The organism is Paenibacillus tyrphae (assembly GCF_027925525.1).
In the GTDB taxonomy this organism is placed as follows: Bacteria; Bacillota; Bacilli; order Paenibacillales; family NBRC-103111; genus Paenibacillus_G; species Paenibacillus_G tyrfis_B.
In genome coordinates this window covers 196,834-220,339 of record NZ_BSDJ01000012.1, presented here as the reverse complement: position 1 = coordinate 220,339, position 23,506 = coordinate 196,834, and the positions used below count along the sequence as shown (strand labels likewise).

Below are 23,506 nucleotides of genomic sequence, written 5' to 3'. Positions count from 1 at the left end.
TCCGGAGGCATTGCATATAGTGAATGGAGAATAATAAGCCCAGTTATAGTGAGGACGATTGCATGTCGCGCGAGATTATCATTGCCGCTGTTGGCGATATATTGATGAAGCCGCTGCTGGTTCGGCTGATGCGCACAGGAGACGGACAAAGGGACTCCACCGGCCATAAAAGGGGACTTTATGACTTCGGGCAGGCGTTTGAACCGGTTGCCCGCTTTCTGCAGGATGCGCATCTGACGATCGGCAATCTCGAGACCACCTTCGCTGGGGGACCGGACGACGGCTACACGAAGACAAGGCGCAATCCGAAGAACGGCTGTCCGTCCTTCAATTGTCCGGATGCCTTCGCCTCCGCGCTGAAGGCGGCCGGCTTCAATGTGCTTGCTACGGCAAATAACCATTGCATGGACTATGGCCTCCACGGGCTCAGACGGACGCTCGAAGTGCTCGACAAGAACGGGATCGCCCACGTCGGAACGTACCGGAACCGGCAAGAATCCCGATCGCTCTTTGTTCAAGAGGTCGAAGGGGTTCGTATCGGCATTTTAGCCTATACGCGAGATACGAACGGGATACCGGTTCCGAAGAGCCAGCCGGCCGGCGTCAAGAAGATTGTGCGTACAAGCATAGAGAAGGACCTGGAACGGTTGCGGGCCGTCTCGGATTTTATTATTGTGTACGTGCATTGCGGCTACGAATATCATCAAAGTCCGGCTGCTCCCCAGAAAGAGCTGGTCCGGTTTTTGTTTCGTCAGGGGGCCGATGTGGTGCTTGGATCGCATCCGCATGTTCTTCAACCGGCCGTGTGCCGCACGGTGAAAGACATCGACGGCCGGACGCGAGACCGGTTCGCGATCTATTCGCTGGGCAACTTTATTTCCACCCGGTTACACGGCAAGGATGCCGCCTTAACCGGGTTGATCGTCCGTATCAAAATCCGCAAAACATCCCGCGGTTCCGTCCGGCTCACAGGAGTGGAGTACGTCCCGACGTGGGTATGCATTGCGAGGAATGGCCGGCAAAAGATGTGCCGGATTGTGCCGCTTCGGCAGGCCCTCGCCAAGCCCGAGCCCTTTTTTGCCGGGCAGTTGGACCGAATGAAACGGGCCTACCGCAGCACGCTTCGCATGTATAACCCGGAGAAGTGAGCCGCCACCGGGCTCCATTGACCGGCAGTTCGATATGCTCGGCCGTTCTTACCGTTTGACATCCCACTAGCGGCACGCTACCATAAAACAATAAACAACACAAACATTCAACAATAAGCATAAATCAAAGAAGGGCGGGGCGGCGGTGTCATTAACGTTCGAGGAACGCAAAAAAACAATTATGGGGCAGCTGCTGCAGGACGAAAAAGTGCAGGTGCATGCGCTGGCCGAGCAGTTGAACGTGTCGCCGGAAACGATCCGGCGGGATCTGGACAGGCTGGAGAAGGAAGGCCTGCTCAAAAAAGTGTACGGCGGTGCGGTCAAAGCCCGCATGGATAGCTGGGAGCCGCCGTTCATCCAGCGGGAGCAAATGAACAACGGCGCCAAGACGTCCATCGGTAAGCTGGCGGCTTCGCTGATCAAAGAAGGCGAAACGATCATGATCGACAACGGAACGACGACGATGGAGATCGTCCGTTATTTGCAGAACCGGCCCGACGTAACCGTCGTGACCCATTCCGTACCGGTGCTGCTGCTAGCGATGGAGCTGTTCAAGGGCCGAATTATTTTTGCCGGCGGCGCGGTCAACGTGAATCAGCAATCCGTCGGGGGAACGCTGACCGAAGCGATGCTTCAGCAGTTCAAAGTACACAAAGCGTTCATTTCCGTTGGCGGAATTTCGCTCGTCGAAGGGATTACGGACTATGATTTGAACGAAGCGAGCGTCTCACGCAAAATGATCGAGCGGGCCGAAGAATCGATCGTATTGGCCGATCATTCGAAATTCGGCAAAACGACATTCGCCAACATCGCGGCGCTGCAAGATATTTCGATGATTATCACCGACAGGGAATGTCCGGCCGACTGGATCGATCAGCTGAGAGAGAAGGACATCGAGATTCTTATGGCGGAAGACTAAAAAGTAAGATCGTGCTGAACCTGGAGCGAGCGGCCGGCTTGCTCTATTTTTGTTGCGGCAACTTGTTGAACCTGCGTTATGAATGCTTAATCTGCGTTATTTCAACATTGCGTGAAATCGTTTAGGCTTGAGCTATAGCGGGAACAACTTATTATGATAGCGCTTTCGAACGAATCCCGCCGCCATGTACATTATAAGGGAGGTCGAAATATCATGAACCAAACCATGAATCGCGCGCTGAAAACCGGACTTGTCTCCGTCCTGTCGGCGGGTCTGCTTGCCGCCTGCGGTGGCGAGGCGAAGCCGGGCGAAAGCAAGCCGGGACAAAATGCGGACAAGCCTTTCGCAGGGCAAAAGCTGTCGATCGTCACCGCCAACCATCCTTGGGGAGACGCGATCAAGGAGCTGCTTCCGCAATTCGAAGCGAGCACGGGGATGAAGGTGGACGTGCAGAGCTTTTTCGAGGACCAACTGGCGCAAAAGCTGACCGTGCAGCTGACGGCTGCGTCGGAGACGCCGGACGTATTCATGATGAGCCCGCTTCAGCAAGCGCGGATGTTCGTCAAGAACGACTGGATTGCCCCGCTTGACGATTACCTGAAAAAGGATGCCGCCTACGATTTCACCGACTTCTCCAAAGCGTCCGTCAGCTCCAATACGGTGAACGGAAAGCAGTACGGCATCCCGATTATAACGGAGCAGCACATCTTGTACTACCGCAAGGACCTGCTGGAAAAAGCGGGCATCCCCGTTCCGAAAACGATGGACGAGCTGCTCGCCGCCGCCAAGAAGCTTCACGATCCGAAGAACGAATTGTACGGCTTCGCCGCCCGAGGGCAGCGTTCTCCGCTAGTCTCGCAAATCTCGTCGTTCATGTACTCCGAAGGCGGCGACTTTATGAACGGCGACAAGGCGACCGTCAACACGCCGGAAGCGATCAAAGGCATGACCACCTATGCCACGCTGCTGAAAGACTTCGGCCCTCCCGGAGTGCTCAACATGTCGTGGCCGCAAGCGATCGGCGTGTTCGCGCAGGGCAAGGCCGCGTTCTTCGCGGACGCGAATTCGCTCTTCAAGAATACGACCGATCCGGAAAAATCGAAGGTCGCCGACAAGGTCGGCTTCGCCAGCTTCCCGGCGGGCAAGGAAGGTTCGAAGCCGTTCAACGTTACTTCCTGGAGCCTCGCGATGAATGCCAAATCCAAGAAAAAAGACGCTGCATGGGCCTTCATCCAATGGGCGACCAGCAAGGAGACCGTGACAGCCACCCAGAAAAAAGGAAATCCGGGGGCGCGCATGTCGGTATGGAACAGTCCGGAAGGTATCACCGCCTTCCCGAAAGAGCTTGCCGAAGTGACCAAGGAAACACAAAAGGGAGGCGTCGACCATTCCGTACCGTCCGTCGACAAGGTCAGCGAGGCGCGGGACATTATCGGGGCCATCGTTCAGAAGGCGATTACCGGCGAAGACATCAAAGCCGCCGCCGAGCAGGCGAACAAGGAGTTTCAAGCCCTGATCGACAAGGAGAGAGGAAAATAAGCGTGCGGAATGGAGGATGCGCCCATTTGGCGGGCGCATCCTTTTGCATGACAAGTCGAAGCGGAGGAGATGATGCATATGCCGACGAACTGGTTCGACCGGAACCTGAAATGGATTTACACGATGCCCGCCGTTTTGTTCGTCCTGCTGATGATGGTTTTCCCTATTTTGTACACATTCCGCATCAGCTTCTACGAATGGAGCATGTCGTCGGCGACGCCGCCGAAATGGGTGGGACTTGCCAATTATACGACGCTGCTTTCCGACTCCCGGTTCTGGCAGGCGGTCCAAAATACGTTCGTGTTCTCGGCCGGGGCGCTGATTTTGGAAACGGTGCTCGGCGTCGCGATCGCCATGCTGCTGTACCGCGATTTTCGCGGCAAAAATTTCGTCAAAACGTTATTTCTGCTGCCGATGGTGGCAACGCCCGTCGCGATGGGACTCGTCTGGGTGCTGATTTACGAGCCTTCCATCGGCCTCGCCAACCATGTGCTCAAGGCGTTCGGCCTGGAGCCGCAGCTCTGGATCGCTTCGCCGACGCAGGCGATTCCTTCGCTCATCGTGATCGACGTCTGGGAATGGACGCCGATGATCGCGCTCATCGTGATGGCCGGGCTGTCGACGCTCCCGTCGGAGCCTTATGAAGCCGCCGATGTGGACGGGGCGACGCCCTGGCAAAAATTCGTTCATCTCACGCTGCCGATGCTGCGCCCGACGATTATGGTCGCCTTTATGCTGCGTCTGATCGACGTGCTCAAAACGTTCGACATCATTTACTCCACGACGCAGGGCGGCCCGAACATGAAATCCGAGACGCTGAACATTTACGGCTATACGCTCGGCTTTCAGTACTTCAAGCTCGGACTGGCCTCGTCGCTGCTGGTCGTATTTTTCGCGCTTGTGATGGGATTCACGCTGCTGATGATCTGGTTCCGCAAACGTTTGGAGGGAGCGACATGAAAAAGAAAAAACAAAAGATCACCAACGCCATCTTGTCGGGACTGACGCTGCTCGTCGTGCTCGTGTTCTCGTTCCCGTTCATCTGGATGCTGCTCGCTTCCTTCAAGACGCAGTCGCAGATCATGTCGACCGGCCAATTTTTCGTATTCGAGCCTACCGGCAAAAATTATGCAAGCGTATTCGGTCAATACGATTTCCTAATCTTTATCTGGAACAGCTTCTTCGTTGCGGCGGGCTCGACGATCGGCTCGCTTCTTCTGGGACTGCCTGCAGCTTACGCCATCGCCCGCTACCGCCTGCAGGGCCTCGGCCTTGTCATTCTTGTCGCTCGGATCATTCCCGGCATTACGTTTTTGATTCCGTGGTTTATCATTTTTTCGAAGCTGGGGCTCGTCGACAGCTTTACGTCGCTCATTTTAAGCCATATGCTGGTAGGACTGCCCTTTATCATCTGGATCATGATATCATTCTTTGAGGGGCTTCCGACCGAAATCGAGGAGGCCGGGCTGATCGACGGCTGCACCCGTTCCCAAGTATTCCGGCGCGTCGTGCTTCCGATCTCGGGGCCTGGCATTATTACCTCTTCGCTGCTATCCTTTATTTTTTCATGGAACAATTTTATGTTCTCGATCATTTTGGCTGGCGACCGCACGAAAACGCTTCCCGTCGCCGTCTACAACTTCATGTCCTACTCCGAAATCAATTGGGGGGCTCTCATGGCCGCAGCCTGCATCATTACGCTGCCCGTGCTGATTATTGCGCTGCTTGCACAGCGGTATATCGTCAGTGGCCTGTCGGCGGGGGCGGTGAAAGGGTAGTATCTGCGGGGAACGGCCGGGGCGGAGAACGGCGCTTTTATCGTTTATGGTTCGGAATCGGATGGCTGGCGCACACTACAATTCCGCAAGGAGCGGTGACATCATGACGGGAAAGCCAACGATCTTCACCAAGGTATTAGTGCTCATTGCATTGCTGCTCACGCCCGTGCTCTTTCTGTACATTTACACCAATCAAGTCAGCGTGAACGTTGTGCGGGAAGAAATTCAGTCGTCGAGTCTCAACCGGCTGTCCTTTTTCCTGCAGCAGTTTGATTCGACGGTCGAACAGCTTGCGATGCTTCCCGTTATTCTGAATTCGGACCCGTACCTGCGCGAATTTGTCGACCGCAGATCGGATAAGCCGTACGACAAGCTGAAGGAGCAGACCCGCCTGATGCAGAAAATCAGTCTGCAGAGCGTTTCCGCCACCTGGACGAACGATTTGACGGTCTATTTGCCCAAAGACCAGATTGTCATATCTTCCAATATATTCAAGTCCTACGACCCGGAGGATATCGACAAATTCGCACCGCTGAAAAGTTGGACTTACGACGGGACTGTACGGGGTGACGCCCGGACGCCGGGGGCCCGCTTCACCCGCCAGATCGTCGATCCGCTTGGGGCAACCGATCCATCCGCGATCCAAGCGATGATTCAGGTCAGCTTTCCGGTTGCCAACATCTCCGCCATGCTCGATCAGGTAAAAACGGGCGGCAAAGGCGATCCGTTTCTGTACCGGAGCGGCTTTGCCCCGATCGGCAGCGCCACGATGAACGACGGCTCCGTGCAGGCCATCGTTCGTATGCTGGAAGGACAATCGCTGGAGGAAAGCGGTCACTTCGTCGCACCGGTCGCCGGTCGGCAGGTTGCGGTGTACTATGTCAAGTCCAGGCAGTTGAACTGGTATCTGGTCGATTACGTGCCCGTCGACAGCATTTTGGCGCCGATCCGCAAGACGAATCTGCTGTTCTACACAGCGCTCGGCCTGCTGCTAGGCATGAGCTGTTTGGCCGCTTATTTGCTTTACCGCAACGTCCAGAAGCCGATCGGCAAGCTGCTGAACGGCGTGCGGCTGCTCAAGAAGGGAGACTTGTCCGCTCGCATCCGTTACCGGCCGAACAACGAGTTTGACTTCCTGATCGACCGGTTTAACGAGATGGCTGAACAGATCCAAGATTTGGTGCAGCGGGTATACGCCGAGAAAATCCGGCTTCACGAAGCGACGCTCAAGCAGTTGCAGGCGCAGATCAATCCGCATTTTTTGTATAACAGTCTGTTCTTTATCGTCAATACCGCGATGCTGGAGGATACGAGATCGGTCGTGGCGATGGCGCACAATCTCGCCGAATATTACCGTTACACCACGCGTATGGAAAACCGGACGGCGGCGCTTGGCGAAGAAATGAAGCTCGTGGCCAATTACTTGACCATTCATAACCTGCGGCTCGGACGGCTTCGCTGCGAGCTGGATGTCCCGGAGACGATGCTGGAGCTGCCCATCCCTCGCTTGCTGCTGCAGCCGATTGTGGAGAACGCCATCGTTCACGGCATCGAGAACAAGCCGGGCGAAGCCGTCATCCGGGTATCCGGAAGTCTGAGCGAAGGCTTGTGCCGAATCGTCGTGGACGACAACGGCGTCGGCATGACGGATGAGTCGATCGCCGGCATGGAGCAGCAGCTTGCGCTTCCGCAGGAGGCCGCATCGGGCTTCGGGGTGTGGAACGTGCACCAGCGCTTGCGCTACGTCTTCGGCGAAGGAGCAGGACTCAAGCTTTCGCACAGTCCGCTCGGCGGGCTGCGCGTCACGTTGACATGGGGGAGGGATTCGGAGGATGGCGCAGCTATTGATCGTGGATGACGAGGCCCACGTGGTGGAACGTCTCGCCGAGCTCGTCCCGTGGGAGCGAATCGGCATCGCCGCCGTGCATAAGGGTTATTCGGCGTTCGAAGCGCTCGAATTGCTGCATGCGCATGCGATCGACATCGTCATCTCGGATATCCGGATGCCGGGAATGACCGGTCTTGAGCTTTCCTGGCACATCCGGGACAAATGGCCCAAAACGAAATGCATCCTGCTGTCGGGGTACGCCGAGTTCGAATATGCCAAGGAAGCGATTGCCAACGGAACCGCAAGCTATTTGCTGAAGCCGGTAACCGACGAAGAGCTGCTGGACACGGTCTCGGGCGTGCTTGAGACGGTTCGGGAGGAATGGAACGCGGTAATTTCCCAGGAGCGGATCGCCCGGACGCTGCGCGAAAACTTGCCGCAGCTGCGGAGCACGCTGCTTGGCGAACTGCTCCTCGGCAAACGCTACTTCGAAACCGACCTCCGGGATAAAATGGAGATGCTCGGCGTGCCCGATTTGTTCGGGAAGCCGGTTTCGCTGCTGCTCGTCCGCCTCGAAAAGCCGTTCTTCGGCTACGACCCGCGCGGCCTTGCGCTCGTGGAATACGCGGTGGGTAATATCGCCGGGGAGCTGTTCGCGCCGGGTTTTCAGCTTTGGGCGGGCAAAGACACGTACGATTATCTGGTATTCGCGGTATCGTCGGAAGCTACCGGCGAAGGGGAGGAGGAGCGGCAGCAGGCGCTCGAACGTGCCGCCGAGCAATTGCAGGAGGCCATCCACGCCTATTTGAAAGGCGAAGCGACGATTGTCATCAGCCGGGAAGGAACGTTTCCTGGGGATCTGGCAGCGCTGTACGATGGTACGTTGTCTGCTTTGCGGAGAAGGGTCGGGAACGAGCAGGACTTGATTTTGACTGCGGCGGATGGGCTGCCCGAACGGACGGAGCTGCGGTCCCTCGCATCGCTGTACGAGCTTCCGTCGCTCGCGCAGCTGCTTGAGGCTGGCCGATGGGATGCGGCGGACAAGCGGATCGAGCTTATTTTCGGAGAGCTGCAAACGAGGAGCGGCTGCATTCAGGAGCTGCTGCTCGAAGCTTATTTCGCCATCGCCTCGGCGGCGGCGTCTTATGCGCACAAGAACGGCCGGCCGCTCTCCGGGCTGATCGGGCCGGGCTACGACCAATTGCTGCAGGGCGTGCCGTACCGTTCCGTCCGGCATCTGCAGGACTGGTCGGTGGCGCTCATGAACAGCCTGCGCTGCGAAACCGAAAGCGAAACGAAGCATTCTCGGGCGAAGCTGATCGCCGATGTCCGGCAGTTCGTCGAGCGGCGGCTGGCGGAGGACGTTTCCTTGACGGCGATAGCCGAGCATGTTTATATGCATCCGGTCTATATTTCCAAGATTTACAAGCGCGAAACCGGCGAGAACATAAGCGATTACGTCCATCGGCTTCGCATGGAGAAGGCGGCCCATCTGCTGCTCCATACCCCGGGGAAAATTTACGAAATCGCGGCGGACGTCGGCTATCAGCGGGCGCATTCGTTTATCAACGTATTTAAAAAGCATACGGGGCTGACGCCCCAGGAATACCGGGACAAGTATGCTTCCCCACAATCGGAATCCGAGGTGAATCGTCATGACATATCAACCTGAAGCGCTTTATCCTGCTACGCCGTATGCGTTCGTCGATCTCGACACGGTAGAGCGGAATATCCGGCGAATGTCCGACAAGCTGGCGCAATACGGGATCAAGCACCGGCCTCATATCAAAACCCATAAATCACTGCGGTTCGCGGGTATGCAGCTCGCAGCCGGAGCAGTCGGCATTACCGTGGCGAAGCTTTCGGAGGCGGAAACGTTTGCCGAACTAGGCCTGAACGATATTTTGATCGCCTTTCCCGTCATCGGGGAGCGCAACCTCGAACGGCTGGAGCGGTTGCACCGCCGGACTACGGTTGCTATAACCGTCGACAGTTGGGAAGGGGCGCAAGGCCTCTCCGCCGTCGGGGTCCGATCAGGCAAGCCGATGCCCGTCCTGATCGAGCTGGACGGCGGACTGCATCGCGGCGGCCGGCAGCCGGGCAAGGACATTGTCGATTTCGCCGTGCGGCTCCGTGAACTGCCGGGCATCGACATCGAAGGCGTGATGGCTTATTTCGGGCTGATTTACCGGAGCGGGGACCCGGATGCGGTCGCCGCTGCGGTGCAGGCCGAATCGGAAACGCTCGGCCGGGTCGTTACGGATTTGCGCCAAGCGGGCTTTGCGGTCAACACGATCAGCTCAGGCTCCACGCCCACGGCCAAAATGTGCGAGCACGCCGTGGGCGTGACGGAGGTGCGGGCAGGCAACTATATTTTCAACGATGTATCGGCCGTCCAAATGGGGCTTGCGGAGGTAGCGGATTGCGCACTGCGGGTCGCGGCTACCGTCGTCAGCCTGCCGCTGCCGGGCATGGCGACAATCGATGCGGGAACGAAGGCGCTAACGAGCGACCGGGCGCATCATGGCGACGGCTTCGGCATCGTCGTCGGGAAGCCGGACGTTGCGATTGCCGCGCTCAACGAAGAGCACGGCATGCTGCGGTTCGATCCGGCTAAGGTATCCTTGTCCATCGGCGAACGGATCGACATTATACCGAACCATTCGTGCGTCATTCCGAATTTGAACGATGCGATTTACGGCGTGCGCAGCGGTGTCGTGACGGAACGCATCAAGATCGATGCGCGGGGCTGCAATTATTAACGCGAGCGATTGGAGGAAGCCGCAAAATGACGGTAATCATAGATGAGCAGCGCGTTGCCCGTTTGCTGCAGGATTTGGTGCGGATTCCGAGCGTTAATCCGGGCTTCGAAGGCGGGGTGCCGGAGCGGGAGATGGCCGACTATGTCGAGGCTTTCTTGACGCGTCTCGGGTTGAAGGCCGAACGCAGGGAAGTGCGTCCGGACCGGCCGAATGTGATCGGCATCCTGCCCGGGATTGCCGACGATGCGCCCGCTCTTCTGCTGGAGGCCCATATGGATACGGTGCAGACCGCAAACATGACCATCGATCCGTTCGGCGCGGAAATACGCGGGGGCAAGCTTTACGGCCGCGGCGCTTGCGACACGAAGGCGTCGCTCGCGGCGATGCTGGCCGCTATGGAGTGGTTCGTCGAAAACGGCGTCAAGCCACCCGTGTCGGTTCATCTGGCGGCGACTGTCGACGAGGAGGTCAACTTTCTCGGCGTGCTGGACGTGCTGGAGGCGGGACACGATTATGCCGCCGCCATCGTCGGGGAGCCGACCGGTCTTCAGCCGGTTATCGCACACAAGGGCGTCGTCCGCTGCGAGATCGAGACGGTCGGCGTCTCCGCCCATTCCTCGAAGCCCGAGGAAGGCGTCAACGCGATCAGCGGCATGATGAAGGTCGTCGCCCATATCGAAGGGGCGATGCAAGCCCGGCTGCGTCATGCCGCGCACCCGTTTGTCGGTCCGCCGACGTTTGCCGTGACGCAAATTCAAGGCGGCGTGGCACCGAATACGATTCCCGAGCGATGCGTGATCCGGATCGATCGTCGGACGATCCCCGGCGAGGATAGCGAGCAAGTATGGCGCGAGATCCGGGCGGAGATGGACCAGCTGGCGGCGGAGGACGGCGGGCTGAACGTCATTGTTCATCCTCCCTTTGTGCTGGATTACGCGATGGATACGAGCCCCGATAGCGAGATTGTGCGGCTTGTGGCTTCGGCCGCTGCGGGGAAAATCGGCGAAGTGCGCCCACTCGGTGTGCCTTACGGCACGGATGCGAGTAAGCTGGCCCGGGCAGGCATCCCTTCGGTCGTATTCGGACCGGGCTCCATCGAGCAAGCGCACACGAAGGACGAATGGGTGGAGCTGAAGCAGGTGGTGCTGGCGGCGGAAATTATTGCGGAGACGATGCTTGCTTTTGGGAAATAACGCTTGGAAAATAAATTGCCTGAGTCCGGCGTCCGGCTGGATTCAGGCCTTTTTTTTGATGCATCAAGCGCCCGCTAGCGGCCGAAGGGCGTATACCGGATAAACGGACGATCCGCTGCGAACAAAATGACACCCCGGCGTGCTTCAGGGACCGCCTTGCGGAAAAACGCGCAAACAGACACGAAGCAGCGAACAGAAAGCCGTTTTGCGGGAAACGCATTTTATTTATAATTTATGTAAACGCTCTCTTAACTGCGAGAGCCGTTATCCAGACGACGAGGGGGCTATCGGAATCCGCATGTTGTTCGATCTTCATACCGTACCGTTCAGCCGTTTCGGTTCGTATTTTGCCTTTTCGATTCTTCCGGCGCGTCCAGACAGGGAAGCCGGTTTGTACTTAAGGCTTGTGCGGGGCGGGGATAACGATATCGGAGCCGTGTTCCGAATCGAGCTGCTCGCAGATGGCCACGCCGTTCCCTTTACTTGCTCCGCTTCTCCAACGTTATTGCGGCTTGAAGCGGAGGAAGGGACAGTCGAGTGGTGCATACCGGAGCCGGATTTTATACGCGTTCGTTCGCAGGGTGTCGGCGTGCGGTTAACCTGTGCGCCCGGCGTATACGATTATGCGTTTCCGCTTGGGGAGTGGGGCTGGGAGTTCAACAGCTTCGTGCGGGAACGACGCTTTTTGCTTTCCCCTGTGGCCGGGTCGATTCGCGAGGACGTTCGCTGGGACGGGGTGAAAGCGCAGCGGCTTGCGTTCGACGGGGTGCCGGGCGGCGACGGGAAGCTGGAGCTTACACTGGAGGAATACCGCACCGTTCCGCGCCCGCTGCGTCCCGGATCGTTCGAACAAGGGCTTGCGCAGGTGCGCAGCGAGTACGCCGCTTGGCGCAGCCGGATGCCTGCTGTTGCTGCGCTCTGGTCTGAAGCCGAGGAACTGGCCGCTTATATTACTTGGTCCTGCGTCGTGCAGGCCGACGGCTATTTGCCCCGGAGCGCAATGTACATGTCCAAAAACTGGATGACGAACATTTGGAGCTGGGATCACTGCTTCAATGCGATGGCGCTTGCCGCGGCCGATCCCGATTTGGCTTGGGACCAATTTGCAATCTTCTTTGACCGGCAGGACGATAGCGGGATGCTGCCGGATTTCATGAACGACAAATACGCGCTGTGGAACTGCTGCAAGCCGCCGATCCACGGATGGACGCTGCGATGGCTGATGAACCGCTCCGAAGCGGTTACGCCGGAGCGGCTTGCGGAAATTTACGAGCCGCTGTCCCGTTGGACGCAGTGGTGGTTCGATTACCGCGACGACGACCGCGACGGCGTGCCGCAGTACAATCACGGCAACGACTCCGGGTGGGATAACAGTACGGTCTTTTTGGCGGCGATTCCCGTGGAGAGTCCCGATTTGTGCGCCTTTCTTATTTTGCAGATGGAAACGCTTGCCACGGTGGCGGCCAAACTGGGATGCGCCGGGGAAGCGGAGCAGTGGGAGCGCCGGTCGCAGGAGCTGTTGACGCGGATGATCGAGCACTTTTGGATCGGCGACCGCTTCCAAGCCGTACAATCCGGTACGCATGCCGGAGCCGACGAGGGCGACAGCTTGATGGCGTACTTGCCTGTTGTTTTGGGCAAGCGTCTGCCGGAGCCGATTCTGCGCAAGCTCGTCGAAGGGCTGCGGGAGGAAGGGCGCTTTCTGACGGCGCACGGCTTCGCCACCGAAAGCGTCCGAAGCCCGCTGTACGCGCCGGACGGCTATTGGCGGGGGCCGATCTGGGCCCCGGTCATGCTGCTGCTCGTGGAAGGGCTGAAGGAGGCGGGCGAGGAACAGTTCGCGGCCGACGTTGCGAGGCGTTTTTGCCGGATGGCGGCTTCCGCAGGCATGGCCGAAAACTTCGACGCGCTCGAAGGGCGCGGGCTGCGGGACCGGGCGTTCACATGGACGTCCAGCGTCTTTCTGTTGCTGGCCCGGGAATACGGGGCGTAAGTCGATCAAATTGAGCTTGTCCGAGGAGAAGGGGGAACAAGGGAGATGCAAACGACAGAACAATTGCTGGCATTGGATGGAAAAGTGGCTGCGGTCACCGGAGGCGCTTCGGGGATCGGACTCGCTACGGTGTGGAAGCTGGCCCGGCACGGAGCGTCCGTAATCATCCTCGACGTGAACGAAAAGGTCGGTAGCCAAGCCGCAGAAGAGCTTCGGAGTGAAGGGCTTGCGGCCCGCTTCGTCGGCTGCAACGTAACCTCTGCGGCCGATTGCGAAGCGGCGGTGGAAACGATACGCCGGGAATACGGCCGGTTGGATATTTTGTTCAATAACGCCGGGGTGATCCGGCGGCGCACCGTCGTTGAAATGGCGGAGGAAGAGTGGGACGCCGTAGTCGATATTTCGCTGAAGGGCGCTTTCCTGCTCTCCAAATATGCTATCCCGTTAATGGCCGAAGGTGGCGGAGGCAGCATCATCAACACCGGGTCCGGCTGGGGACTGAAGGGAGGCGACCGGGCGGCCGCCTACTGCGCGGCCAAGGCGGGGATCGTCAATTTGACGAAGGCGATGGCGATCGACCATGGCGGACAACAGATCCGGGTCAACTGCGTTTGTCCCGGAGATACGGATACGCCGCTGCTGCGGGACGAAGCGAAGCAGCTCCAGCGGGAAGAGCAGTCGTTCGTGCAGGCGTCGGCCCTCGAACGGCCCTTGAAGCGGATCGGCACGCCGGATGACATCGCCAACGCCGTTCTGTTTCTCGCGAGCGGCATGTCTTCGTGGGTGACAGGCTCGGTGCTTGTCGTTGACGGCGGCGGACTGGCATAACGAAAAAGGAGGAATTGCGAGCATGGCCACGCTAAAAAAAACAACGTCTCATCCGTATATCCCGAACACCGTGCCCGAGGTCCAGCAGGCGATGCTTGACGAAATCGGCGTCTCCGATATCGACGAGCTGTACCGCATGGTGCCTAAGGAGCTTCGGCTAACGGGCCCGCTCAAAGTGGAGCCTGCGCTGTCCGAGTACGAGTTGCAGCGCCATGTCGACCGGCTGCTGGAGCGCAACCGGAGCGCGAAGGAAACGGTCAGCTTCCTTGGAGCGGGCTGCTGGCAGCATTTCGTGCCGGCCGTTTGCGACGAAATCAACCAGCGCTCGGAGTTCGTCACCGCGTATGCGGGGGAGCCTTACGAGGACCATGGCCGCTTCCAGGCGCTGTTCGAGTACCAGAGCCTGCTGGCGGAGCTGGTCGACATGGACGTCGTGAACGTGCCGACGTTCGACTGGGCGCAGGCGGCTTCCACCGCGCTGCGGATGGCGGGCCGAATCACCGGCCGCCGTACGGCGCTGCTTCCGGCGACGATGCATCCCGAACGTCTGCAGGTCATCCGCAATTATTTGTCCCCGCAGATGGACTGCGTGCTCGTCGATTACGTGCCCGGCACCGGACTCCTCGACATGGCGGATCTGCAGGCGAAGCTGTCCTCCGATACGGCCGCCGTGTATATCGAGAATCCGTCCTACATCGGACATATCGAGACGCAGGGCCGCGAAATCGCCGAACTCGCGCATGCGGCAGGCGCACTCTTCGTCGTCGGCGTCGATCCGATCTCGCTCGGACTGCTTGAGCCGCCGTCCCGGTACGGCGCGGACATCGTCTGCGGCGACCTGCAGCCGCTCGGCGTCCGTATGCAGTACGGCGGCGGTCAAGCGGGCTTTATCGCCACGCGCGACGAGGAGCAATTCGTCATGGAATATCCGTCCCGCCTGTTCGGCATTGCTCCGACGGCGGTCGAAGGCGAGTACGGCTTCGGGGACGTCGCTTATGAGCGGACTTCTTTTGCCAAGCGGGAGAAGGGAAAGGAATCGGTCGGGACCCAAACCGCGCTGTGGGGAATCACGGCAGGCGTCTACCTGGCCTTAATGGGGCCTCACGGCATGCGCGAGGTCGGCGAAACGATTATCCGGCAGGCACGCTATGCAGCGGGCAGGCTGGCGGAGCTGGAAGGGGTGCGGATTCGGTTTCAGGCGTCGTCGTTCAAAGAGTTTGTCGTCGATTTCAACGGGACGGGGCGCACGGTGAGCGACATCAACAAGCGGCTGCTGGAGCACGGCATCTTCGGAGGGAAGGATTTGTCCGGGGAATTTCCGGCCTGGGGCCAATGCGCGCTCTACTGCGTCACCGAAATCCATACGAAAGAAGATATCGACGCGCTTGCGGCCGCTCTGAAGGCGGTCCTGTAAGCCCGAGGGCAGAAGGGAGCCATGCGAATACCTATGAAACGGATACCTAGAAACCGGAACTTGCGTCAATTTCATCAGGCCAAATGGGACGAACCGGTCATTTTTGAGCTGCATCAGCCGGGCGAGCGGGGCGTCATCCCGCCGTCCGTCAGCGAAGAAGTGGCAGCGGCCGTGGGGGACGCCGAAGCCTGCGTGCCGAAAGGCATGCTGCGCAGCCAAGCTCCGGCTTTGCCGGAGATCGGGCAAGCCCGGGTGCTGCGTCATTACTTGCGTCTGTCGCAGGAGACGCTGGGCTCGGATTTTAACGTCGAGATCGGGCAGGGCACCTGCACGATGAAATACATTCCGCGGGTCAACGAAATGCTGATCCGCAATCCGAAAATGACTGAGCTGCACCCGCTGCAGGACGAGTCGACCGTGCAGGGGATGCTGGAGGTGTACCACCGCCTAGATCTCGCGATGCGCGAGATTTCGGGCATGGATCGGTTCACGTTCCAGCCGGGGAGCGGGACGCAGGCGCTATTTGCGATGGCATCGATCGTGCGGGCCTATCACGAGGCGAACGGTGAAGGCGACAAACGGGACGAAATCATAACCACCATATTTTCCCACCCATCACAAGCGGCGACCGCTGCCGTGAAGGGGTATAAAATCGTTACGCTATACCCCGACAAAGACGGATTCCCGGATTTGGAAGCGCTGCGGGGGGCAATCTCCGAGCGGACGGCGGGCTTCGTCGTTGCCAATCCGGAGGATACAGGCATCTTTAACCCACGGATTCGCGAGTTTACCGATCTCGTGCACGCCGCAGGCGGGATATGCTATTACGATCAAGCGAACGCGAACGGGCTGCTCGGCATTACCCGGGCGAAGGAAGCGGGCTTTGACATGTGCTTTTTCAACCTGCACAAAACGTTCGCCGCCCCCCATATGTGCGGCGGCCCGGCGACGGGAGCGCTCGGCGTGACGGAGCGGCTGACGCCGTTCCTGCCCGGCCCGCTCGTCGAAACGGACGGAACCCGCTACACGCTGAACCATTCGCCCGCCCAAAGCATCGGCAAAGTCCGCATGTTCCAAGGCGTGGCCCAGACGGTGCTCCGCTCGTACGCATGGATTCGCGCGTTGGGGCCGGAAGGGCTGCTGGACGCGGCGAAGGTGGCGGTGCTGAACAACAACTATTTGTACAGCCGCATCCTGAAAATCCCGGGCGCCAGCGCTCCCTACGTGGAGGGCGGACGGCTGGAGCAGGTGCGCTACAGCTGGGAGCGGCTGACCAAGGAAACAGGAATTACGACGGAAGACGTGCAGCGCCGCATGTGCGACTTCGGTCTCCATTACTGGACCAGCCACCATCCGTACATCGTGCCGCAGCCGTTCACGCTGGAGCCGACCGAGTCGTATTCCAAGGAAGACTTGGACGAATACGTGAACGCCTTGGAGCAGATCGCCAAGGAAGCCTACGAGCAGCCGGACGTCGTCCGCAGCGCCCCGCACAACAGCACCGTGCACCGGATCGACGAATCGAGCTTCGATGACCCGGCGAAGTGGTGCATCACTTGGAGGGCTTATCTCAAAAAGACCGCCCCGGCCGAAGCCGGTATCGAGTCTTGAACAAAATAAAGCCGGGGTGATCCCGACAATGTCAGCAGCAGCCGGAATCCGCCTTGGAGTCCGGCTTTTTGCTTCATGAGACGCGGCCGCAAAGGGTAAAGTTTCCGGCGGATGCAGGTCCTGCGCTTGATGTTGGCGGTCTTGGGGGCGTGGTATAATAAACACGGAAAGCGCTTACGAGATTGCAAAAAACAACTGCTTGTGGGGGATGTCCATGCTATTCATGCTGCTTAGAAAGCTGCCGAGGGGTGTCCGAAGCACCCTGCAGACCAAGCTGGTGCTGCTTATTGCGCTTGCCGCGGCGATTCCGCTGCTGACGCTCGGGTACGTGCTGTATCACAAATCGTCGGGAACGATCAACGAGCAATTCGGCCGCTACGGGGAAAATTCCGCTTCGCAGCTGCAATTTCAGATCGATTCCACCTTGGGGCAAATGAAGTACACGGTCAGCGACATTTTATCGTACTTGCTCGACCCGAAGTTTACGGTGCTGCACGAAGAGGTGCCGACGACGTACAAGGGCTTCCAGGAGGAGCAGCAGCTTGAACAGTATTTGAAAGCCCATAAGTCTTTGGATATGAAAGGCATTTTCCTGATTACAAAATCGGGCTACTATTACGGCGAACGGATCATCCGCTTCGATCTGCTTCAGGCGGAGCCTTGGTACCGGAACGATGCCGACGGCTACCGCTTCGACCTGTACGAGCCGAAGCATTACAATGACACGGCCCGCGTTCCTGGGGAAAAAGTGATCGGCCTGCTGTTCCGCATCCGCAATCAGGTGGGGGTGTTGGAGAACAGCAGCATTTTGATCGAGACGAATGCTGACAAGCTGCTGCGGCTGTTTCACGAATTCGAGGAGGACATCGGCTCGCAGCTGACGATCACCGGCGGCGGCAAAACCGTTTACCAGACGCAGGGCTCGTTTGCGAAACGGGACGACGATGTCGTCTGGACGAAGCATTCGGACGAGACGGACTGGACGATTGAGGTGCGGACGCCGTACGAGCAATTTTATAAGCCGTCGCTGCTGATCCGCACTTTTACGTTCTCCGCGGTCAGTTTGTCGATTGTGCTGGCGTTCGTGCTGGCCTATATGTGCTCGGCCCCGCTGCTGAAGCGGGTCAAAAAAATGAAAGAATCGATCCGCCGCGTCAGTCTCGGGAAGCTCGATACGCGAATCGACGTGGAGTCTGAAGACGAGCTGGGGCTGCTCGGCCACAGCTTCAACCGGATGGTGGGGCAGCTTCAAACGCTGTTTCACGAGGTGAAACAAGTCGAACGCCAGAAAAAAGAAGCCGAGCTCCGCGCGCTGCATCATCAGATTAACCCGCATTTGCTCATCAACACGCTCGCTTCCATTCAATGGAAAGCCAGATTGGCAGGGGCCGCCGACGTCAACAAAATGATTTATCATTTAACCAACGTGCTGGATGGCAATCTGAATGTGGATCGGGAGGTCGTTACGCTGGAGCGGGAGCTTGAGGTGATCGATCATTATTTGAATTTGCAGGAGCTGCGGTACGGCAGTGTGTTCGCCTACCGGATCGAAGCCGCCGGAGTCGATCTGTCCGCCGTGGACATTCCGCGGATGACGCTGCAGCCACTGGTGGAAAATGTCTTTTTTCACGCGTTTGAGGATGGGGAGGGGACGATCGTGCTGCGCATTGAAGCGGACGGCGCGGACGCGCTCGTCTCCGTGATCGACGACGGAAAAGGCATGAGCGAACGCACGCGTCAACAGTTGCTTCAGCCGCAACTGGACGGCGTCCGCAAACGCCGGAGCATCGGCCTGCGCAATGTGGAGGAGCGCATCAAGCTGCATTTTGGCGAAGCTTACGGGCTGTCCGTTCAGTCCGCGCCGGGAGCGGGGACCCGCATCGTTATCCGATTGCCGATCAAAACCAAGGAGGGGATCGCATGAATGCCAAACCGATTAAAGTGCTGATTGCCGACGACGAGGTGATCATTCGCCGGGGGTTGATCTCGACGGTACCATGGGACAAGTACGGGATGACCGTCGTCGCGGACGTGCCCAACGGCAGCCGGGGCTGGGAAGCGTTTCTGGAGCACCGGCCGGATGTGGTCATCACCGACATTGTGATGCCCGAGATGGACGGAATTGAGCTTGCCCGCAAGGTGAAAGCATGCGAGCCCCGGACCAAAATATTGCTGCTTAGCTGCCACCGCGATTTCGAATACGCGCAGCAGGGGATCAAGCTGGGCGCTTCCGGCTATTTGCTGAAGACGTCGTTTAACGATGAGGAGCTGGAGGAATTTCTGGCCGCCTTCCGTCAGGAGTTCATCGTGGGCGGCACCGAGGCTCCACGGCACGCCGCCGCCGAGCTCGCCGCGCCCGCGATCTCCGGGCTGCTGCTCGAATGGCTGTACGGCGTCGGCGACCGGTTTCCGGCCGAGCTGGACCTACTGCTTCAAGGGGCTTGGAGCTGGATGAATGCGCCGACCGCGCTGTATCTGATCTCCGCGCCCGGCAAATGCGGCGGTGGGACGCTGGAGCATGAGCTCCGCGGCTGCGCGCCGGGCGAGCACTGCGAGGTGCTGCCCTTCGGAGACGGGCACCTGCTGCTGTTTGTGCCTGAAGCCGGGCAGCGCGAATGGGACAGTCGTCTGAGCGAGCGGAAGGCCGAGCAGCCGGAGCTGCATTGGTCCCGGCTGGCGCCGCTGGCCGGACGCGAGGCATGGATTGACGCCGTGCGCAAAGCCCGCGGGCAGATGGAGCTGGAGAAGCGGTACCGCATCAGCGTCGGGCAGTGGCCTGCACCGATTGCGGAAGCGGTGCAACTGATCGTCCGGCATACGGATACCCAATTGTCCGTATCCGAAGTGGCGCATGAGGTGGGACTGAGCCGCAGCCATTTCAGCACGCTGTTCAAAAAGACGGTCGGCGAAAGCTTCGTCTCGTTCACGTACCGGGCGAAGCTGAAAATCGCCTGCGAGCTGCTTGGCGCCCAAGGGATTACCGTTCAAGAGATCGCGGATAAAATCGGCATGCCCGACGCCAAATATTTCAGCAAATGGTTCAAGCGCTGCACCGGCAAAACACCGAGCCAATATCGCAGCGAGCGGCGCGAGGAAAGGAACGTCATCTAAAAACACGGCTGGCATCGAACGAAAAGACACCTTTGCCTGGCAGAGGCTGTGCGTGCAGCCGATGATGCACGATTTTCCGAACATCCCTCCGTTTTGTATGCGCTTTACTCCCGTTACAATAAGCATGTAAGCGGTTAACTAACAGACGTTCAGGGGGAATTCGAAATGAAACGAAGGATGCTTCTTGTTACGACAGCGATATTGTCCGCTTCTTTGTTGGCCACCGGGTGCGGCAAGCCGGCAAGCGAGCCTCAAAACGGCGCAGCGGGGGCGGGGACGCCATCGTCCGAACCGGGCAAGCAGGTGACGCTGCGTTTTGCGACGTGGGATACGGGCGATCTGCTCAAAATCCAGGAGACGATCGCGCGGCAATTCGAAGCGAAGCACCCCGGCGTCAAGGTGCAGGTGGAGGCGTACGGGGACGGCTTCGACCAGAAGCTGGCCGCTTCGATCGGAGCGAACAATGCGCCTGACGTGATGTATATGTGGGATTTTCCGACCTACTCCCAGAACCTCGAACCGCTGGATGCGATGATGTCCGCCGATGCCGGCCTCAAGCCGGACGATTTTTATCCCGGGTTGTTCAACTACGTGAAGATCGGCGGCAAGACGTACGGCATGCCAGCCGGGTTTACGACCCGTGTCATGTACTATAACAAGAAGCTGTTCGACGAAGCGAACGTGCCGTATCCAAAAGCGGGCTGGACGTGGGACGACTTCAAGGAAACGGCCAAGAAGCTGACGAACTCCGCCAAGAAGCAGTACGGCTTCGGCGTCCGGGCGGAGAACGATCCGTACGACCTGCAGGGCTTCATCTGGAGCAACGGCGGCAGCTTCATCAGTCCGGACGGCAAATCAATCGAAGGGTTTATGAACGGCAATGAAACGGCCGAAGTGCTGCAAATGTTCGGCAGCCTCGTCAAGGATAAAACGGCCGTCATCGTCGGCGGCAAAAACCAGCAGTCCGGAGACGACGTCTTCAAGGCAGGCAAAATCGCCATGTGGGAAAGCGGCGTATGGCCGCTGGACGGCTTCAAAGAGGCCAAAATCGACGTTGGCACGGTCGTCATGCCGGCCTTCCCGGGCAAGAAGCTCAAGGGCGTCATCGCCGAATCGGCGGTCTCAATCTCCAAATCGTCCAAGAACAAGGAAATGGCTTGGGAATTTGTCAAATACTACGCGTCCGACGAGGCGATCAAGCTGCGGACCTCCGACCTGCCGGTGCGCAAAAGCGTCGTGGCCGAGAAAAAGCTCGACCAAGACCCGCTCTACCAATCGTTCTACAAAATGCTGGAGGCTTGCGACGACACGCCGGCGTTCCTGCTGAATCCGAAATGGAACGAAGTGAACCGCAACCTCACGTCGGCGATCAATACGATTATGCTCGGCCAGAATGCGAAGGATTCGCTTGACAAAGCCGTCAAGGACTCGGAGAAATTTTTCAAATAAAGCCGGCAGGCGAAAAACGGAAGAAGGATGAACCTATGGATACGACCGCCGTTCGACAGGCAGCTAAGCCGGGCATCCGACTGAAACGAAGAGGCTGGCTCACGCCTTACCTCTTCGTCCTTCCCTGGATGATCGGTTTCGTTTCCTTCACGCTGGGGCCGCTGCTGTTCTCGCTGGTGATCAGCTTGTACGATTGGCCGATTGCCGGAGAGCGTACGTTTGTCGGGTTGCAAAATTATACCCGCATGTTCACGGACGACCCGCTTTTCTGGGAGTCGCTCGGCGTCACGCTGAAATTCGCCGCGATTTTTGTGCCGCTGAATTTGTCGGTAGCGCTGTTGCTTGCTGTGCTGCTGAATCAAAAGGTACGAGGAAGCGGCATATTCCGCACGATCTTTTATTTGCCGTCCGTCATCTCCGGAGTCGCGCTCGCGATGATCTGGGCGTGGGTATACAGCGGCGAGTACGGCATCCTGAATTACTTTTTGTCGCTCGTCGGCATTACCGGACCGGATTGGCTGCGGGAGCCGGGCTGGGCGCTGGCGGCTATGGTCGGCGCAAGCCTGTGGGCGCAGGGCTCGATGATGCTGATCTTTTTGGCCGGGCTCAAGAACATCCCGGGAGATCTGTATGAGGCAGCTTCCATCGACGGGGCCGGCGTGTTCACCCGATTTTTCCGAATCACGCTGCCCATGCTCAGCCCGACGCTGCTGTTTAACCTCGTCACCTCGATCATCGGCGCGTTCCAGCAGCTGACGCTGGCGTTGACGCTGACCGGCGGGGGGCCGTCGAACTCGACGTATTTTTACGCGATGTACGTTTATGAAAACGCCTTTAAGTATTTTCATATGGGCTACGCCGCAGCGAATGCGTGGATCATGTTCCTGATCATCTTGACGCTGACGATGCTCGTCTTCCGCTCGACCGGCATGTGGGTGTACTACGAGGGCGAAGTGAAGGCCAAACGTGCGGGCAAACGGCTGCGGAAGGCAGCTTAAGGACTGGGGAAAGGAGAGGGACCGGAGATGAAAAAAACGCTCACGTACGCGCTGCTCGTCTTGTTCTCGCTGCTGTTTCTGATGCCGTTCTTCTGGCTCGTGACGACGGCCGTGAAAGCGCCGGACGAAATCTACATGTACCCGCCCAAATGGATTCCTTCGGAGATTCAGTGGGGCAACTTCGTCAAAGCTTGGACGATTCAGCCGTTCAATACGTTTTTGCAAAATTCGTTGACCGTGACGATTCTGTGCAATATCGGGCAGCTGATTTCCTCCTCCCTGGTGGCGTACGGCTTTGCGCGCTACCGGTTTCCGGGACGCGACGCGCTGTTTCTGATCGTGTTGGCGACGATGATGATTCCGTGGGACGTGACGATGATTCCGCTGTATATGGAATTCAACTTTCTCGGTTGGATTAATACGCTCAAGCCTTTGATCGTCCCGGCCTGGTTCGGATCGGCCTTCTATATTTTTCTGCTGCGGCAGTTTATTATGACGATTCCGACGGAGTTGGAGGAGGCGGCGAAAATCGACGGAGCGAGCGATTTCGGCATTTTCATCCGGGTGATCGTCCCGCTGATGCTGCCCGCGTTGATTCTCGTGAGCGTGTTCAATATGCTCGATACGTGGAACGATTACCTTGGACCGCTGATTTTCCTGAACGACTCCAGCAAATATACGCTGACGCTCGGGCTCGCCCAGTTCAAAGGGGTGCACGGCGTCGATATGACGTCCGTGATGGCGGTGACGTCGATTATCTGCCTGCCGCCGCTGCTCGTATTTTTCGGCGCGCAGCGGTACATCGTAGAAGGAATCGCGCAGACGGGGATTAAATAGCCGGACGGCTGCGAGGAATGCGGCAGGGAAGGAAATAGCTGCGTTCTATACCACAGCGCAAGAAACAACACTGATCCCTGCCGCACAGCTCAATAAAA

Annotated in this window: 18 protein-coding genes; all 18 read left to right on the top strand. The window is 58.5% G+C overall.

What is annotated here, in order from left to right; translation table 11 throughout:
- The first annotated feature begins 62 nt into the window (after nt 1-62).
- The 18 genes from QMG93_RS17200 (at nt 63) to QMG93_RS17115 (ending at nt 23,408) form a co-directional block, all read left to right on the top strand.
- Nucleotides 63-1,148 carry a CapA family protein gene (locus QMG93_RS17200; protein ID WP_281938510.1) on the top strand — a complete coding sequence of 362 codons (1,086 nt, stop codon included), beginning with the start codon at nt 63-65 and terminating at the stop codon, nt 1,146-1,148.
- Between the two features lie 145 nt (nt 1,149-1,293).
- The gene (locus QMG93_RS17195; protein ID WP_281938508.1) at nt 1,294-2,067 is read left to right on the top strand and encodes a DeoR/GlpR family DNA-binding transcription regulator; all 774 of its coding nucleotides are present in this window, start codon (nt 1,294-1,296) and stop codon (nt 2,065-2,067) included.
- A gap of 213 nt (nt 2,068-2,280) precedes the next feature.
- Nucleotides 2,281-3,606 (top strand): ABC transporter substrate-binding protein, encoded by a 1,326-nt coding sequence (locus QMG93_RS17190; protein WP_281938506.1) that lies wholly within the window; start codon nt 2,281-2,283, stop codon nt 3,604-3,606.
- Nucleotides 3,607-3,684: 78 nt separating this feature from the next.
- A complete protein-coding gene (locus tag QMG93_RS17185; RefSeq protein ID WP_281938504.1) occupies nt 3,685-4,566 on the top strand; it encodes a carbohydrate ABC transporter permease in 882 nt (293 codons plus the stop codon).
- Nucleotides 4,563-5,384: a carbohydrate ABC transporter permease gene (locus tag QMG93_RS17180; RefSeq protein WP_281938501.1), complete on the top strand. Its 822-nt coding sequence runs from the start codon at nt 4,563-4,565 to the stop codon at nt 5,382-5,384. The genes QMG93_RS17185 and QMG93_RS17180 overlap by 4 nt, the downstream gene beginning before the upstream one ends.
- 103 nt (nt 5,385-5,487) lie before the next feature.
- Nucleotides 5,488-7,242, top strand: coding sequence for a sensor histidine kinase (locus tag QMG93_RS17175; protein ID WP_281938500.1), 1,755 nt, complete (start codon nt 5,488-5,490; stop codon nt 7,240-7,242).
- Entirely contained in the window at nt 7,217-8,884 is a 1,668-nt protein-coding gene (locus QMG93_RS17170) for a response regulator transcription factor (protein ID WP_281938497.1), read from the top strand. The genes QMG93_RS17175 and QMG93_RS17170 overlap by 26 nt, the downstream gene beginning before the upstream one ends.
- Nucleotides 8,868-9,974, top strand: a complete 1,107-nt coding sequence (locus tag QMG93_RS17165; RefSeq protein WP_281938495.1) for an alanine racemase — start codon at nt 8,868-8,870, stop codon at nt 9,972-9,974. The genes QMG93_RS17170 and QMG93_RS17165 overlap by 17 nt, the downstream gene beginning before the upstream one ends.
- A gap of 26 nt (nt 9,975-10,000) precedes the next feature.
- Entirely contained in the window at nt 10,001-11,167 is a 1,167-nt protein-coding gene (locus QMG93_RS17160) for a M20 family metallopeptidase (RefSeq protein WP_281938493.1), read from the top strand.
- A 298-nt stretch (nt 11,168-11,465) separates the two neighbouring features.
- Nucleotides 11,466-13,160, top strand: coding sequence for an amylo-alpha-1,6-glucosidase (locus QMG93_RS17155; protein WP_281938491.1), 1,695 nt, complete (start codon nt 11,466-11,468; stop codon nt 13,158-13,160).
- A gap of 45 nt (nt 13,161-13,205) precedes the next feature.
- Nucleotides 13,206-13,988 (top strand): SDR family NAD(P)-dependent oxidoreductase, encoded by a 783-nt coding sequence (locus QMG93_RS17150; protein ID WP_281938489.1) that lies wholly within the window; start codon nt 13,206-13,208, stop codon nt 13,986-13,988.
- A 22-nt stretch (nt 13,989-14,010) separates the two neighbouring features.
- Nucleotides 14,011-15,402 carry an aminomethyl-transferring glycine dehydrogenase subunit GcvPA gene (gene gcvPA / locus QMG93_RS17145; protein ID WP_281938487.1) on the top strand — a complete coding sequence of 464 codons (1,392 nt, stop codon included), beginning with the start codon at nt 14,011-14,013 and terminating at the stop codon, nt 15,400-15,402.
- Nucleotides 15,403-15,435: 33 nt separating this feature from the next.
- Nucleotides 15,436-17,013 carry an aminomethyl-transferring glycine dehydrogenase subunit GcvPB gene (gcvPB, locus tag QMG93_RS17140; protein WP_281938485.1) on the top strand — a complete coding sequence of 526 codons (1,578 nt, stop codon included), beginning with the start codon at nt 15,436-15,438 and terminating at the stop codon, nt 17,011-17,013.
- Nucleotides 17,014-17,227: 214 nt separating this feature from the next.
- Nucleotides 17,228-18,937: a sensor histidine kinase gene (locus QMG93_RS17135; protein ID WP_281938483.1), complete on the top strand. Its 1,710-nt coding sequence runs from the start codon at nt 17,228-17,230 to the stop codon at nt 18,935-18,937.
- Nucleotides 18,934-20,124: a response regulator gene (locus QMG93_RS17130; RefSeq protein ID WP_281938481.1), complete on the top strand. Its 1,191-nt coding sequence runs from the start codon at nt 18,934-18,936 to the stop codon at nt 20,122-20,124. The genes QMG93_RS17135 and QMG93_RS17130 overlap by 4 nt, the downstream gene beginning before the upstream one ends.
- A gap of 165 nt (nt 20,125-20,289) precedes the next feature.
- Nucleotides 20,290-21,573 carry an ABC transporter substrate-binding protein gene (locus QMG93_RS17125; protein WP_281938479.1) on the top strand — a complete coding sequence of 428 codons (1,284 nt, stop codon included), beginning with the start codon at nt 20,290-20,292 and terminating at the stop codon, nt 21,571-21,573.
- Nucleotides 21,574-21,608: 35 nt separating this feature from the next.
- Nucleotides 21,609-22,571, top strand: coding sequence for a carbohydrate ABC transporter permease (locus tag QMG93_RS17120; RefSeq protein WP_281938477.1), 963 nt, complete (start codon nt 21,609-21,611; stop codon nt 22,569-22,571).
- A gap of 27 nt (nt 22,572-22,598) precedes the next feature.
- Entirely contained in the window at nt 22,599-23,408 is an 810-nt protein-coding gene (locus QMG93_RS17115) for a carbohydrate ABC transporter permease (protein WP_054971762.1), read from the top strand.
- The last annotated feature ends 98 nt before the right edge of the window (nt 23,409-23,506 follow it).

Bases quoted from the DNA above. Each gene is read 5' to 3' on its own strand.
- QMG93_RS17200 (WP_281938510.1), top strand. From the start codon at position 63: ATGTCGCGCGAGATTATCATTGCCGCTGTTGGCGATATATTGATGAAG.
- QMG93_RS17190 (WP_281938506.1), top strand. From the start codon at position 2,281: ATGAACCAAACCATGAATCGCGCGCTGAAAACCGGACTTGTCTCCGTC.
- QMG93_RS17185 (WP_281938504.1), top strand. From the start codon at position 3,685: ATGCCGACGAACTGGTTCGACCGGAACCTGAAATGGATTTACACGATG.
- QMG93_RS17180 (WP_281938501.1), top strand. From the start codon at position 4,563: ATGAAAAAGAAAAAACAAAAGATCACCAACGCCATCTTGTCGGGACTG.
- QMG93_RS17175 (WP_281938500.1), top strand. From the start codon at position 5,488: ATGACGGGAAAGCCAACGATCTTCACCAAGGTATTAGTGCTCATTGCA.
- QMG93_RS17170 (WP_281938497.1), top strand. From the start codon at position 7,217: ATGGCGCAGCTATTGATCGTGGATGACGAGGCCCACGTGGTGGAACGT.
- QMG93_RS17165 (WP_281938495.1), top strand. From the start codon at position 8,868: ATGACATATCAACCTGAAGCGCTTTATCCTGCTACGCCGTATGCGTTC.
- QMG93_RS17160 (WP_281938493.1), top strand. From the start codon at position 10,001: ATGACGGTAATCATAGATGAGCAGCGCGTTGCCCGTTTGCTGCAGGAT.
- QMG93_RS17155 (WP_281938491.1), top strand. From the start codon at position 11,466: ATGTTGTTCGATCTTCATACCGTACCGTTCAGCCGTTTCGGTTCGTAT.
- QMG93_RS17150 (WP_281938489.1), top strand. From the start codon at position 13,206: ATGCAAACGACAGAACAATTGCTGGCATTGGATGGAAAAGTGGCTGCG.
- gcvPA (WP_281938487.1), top strand. From the start codon at position 14,011: ATGGCCACGCTAAAAAAAACAACGTCTCATCCGTATATCCCGAACACC.
- gcvPB (WP_281938485.1), top strand. From the start codon at position 15,436: ATGAAACGGATACCTAGAAACCGGAACTTGCGTCAATTTCATCAGGCC.
- QMG93_RS17135 (WP_281938483.1), top strand. From the start codon at position 17,228: ATGCTATTCATGCTGCTTAGAAAGCTGCCGAGGGGTGTCCGAAGCACC.
- QMG93_RS17130 (WP_281938481.1), top strand. From the start codon at position 18,934: ATGAATGCCAAACCGATTAAAGTGCTGATTGCCGACGACGAGGTGATC.
- QMG93_RS17125 (WP_281938479.1), top strand. From the start codon at position 20,290: ATGAAACGAAGGATGCTTCTTGTTACGACAGCGATATTGTCCGCTTCT.
- QMG93_RS17120 (WP_281938477.1), top strand. From the start codon at position 21,609: ATGGATACGACCGCCGTTCGACAGGCAGCTAAGCCGGGCATCCGACTG.
- QMG93_RS17115 (WP_054971762.1), top strand. From the start codon at position 22,599: ATGAAAAAAACGCTCACGTACGCGCTGCTCGTCTTGTTCTCGCTGCTG.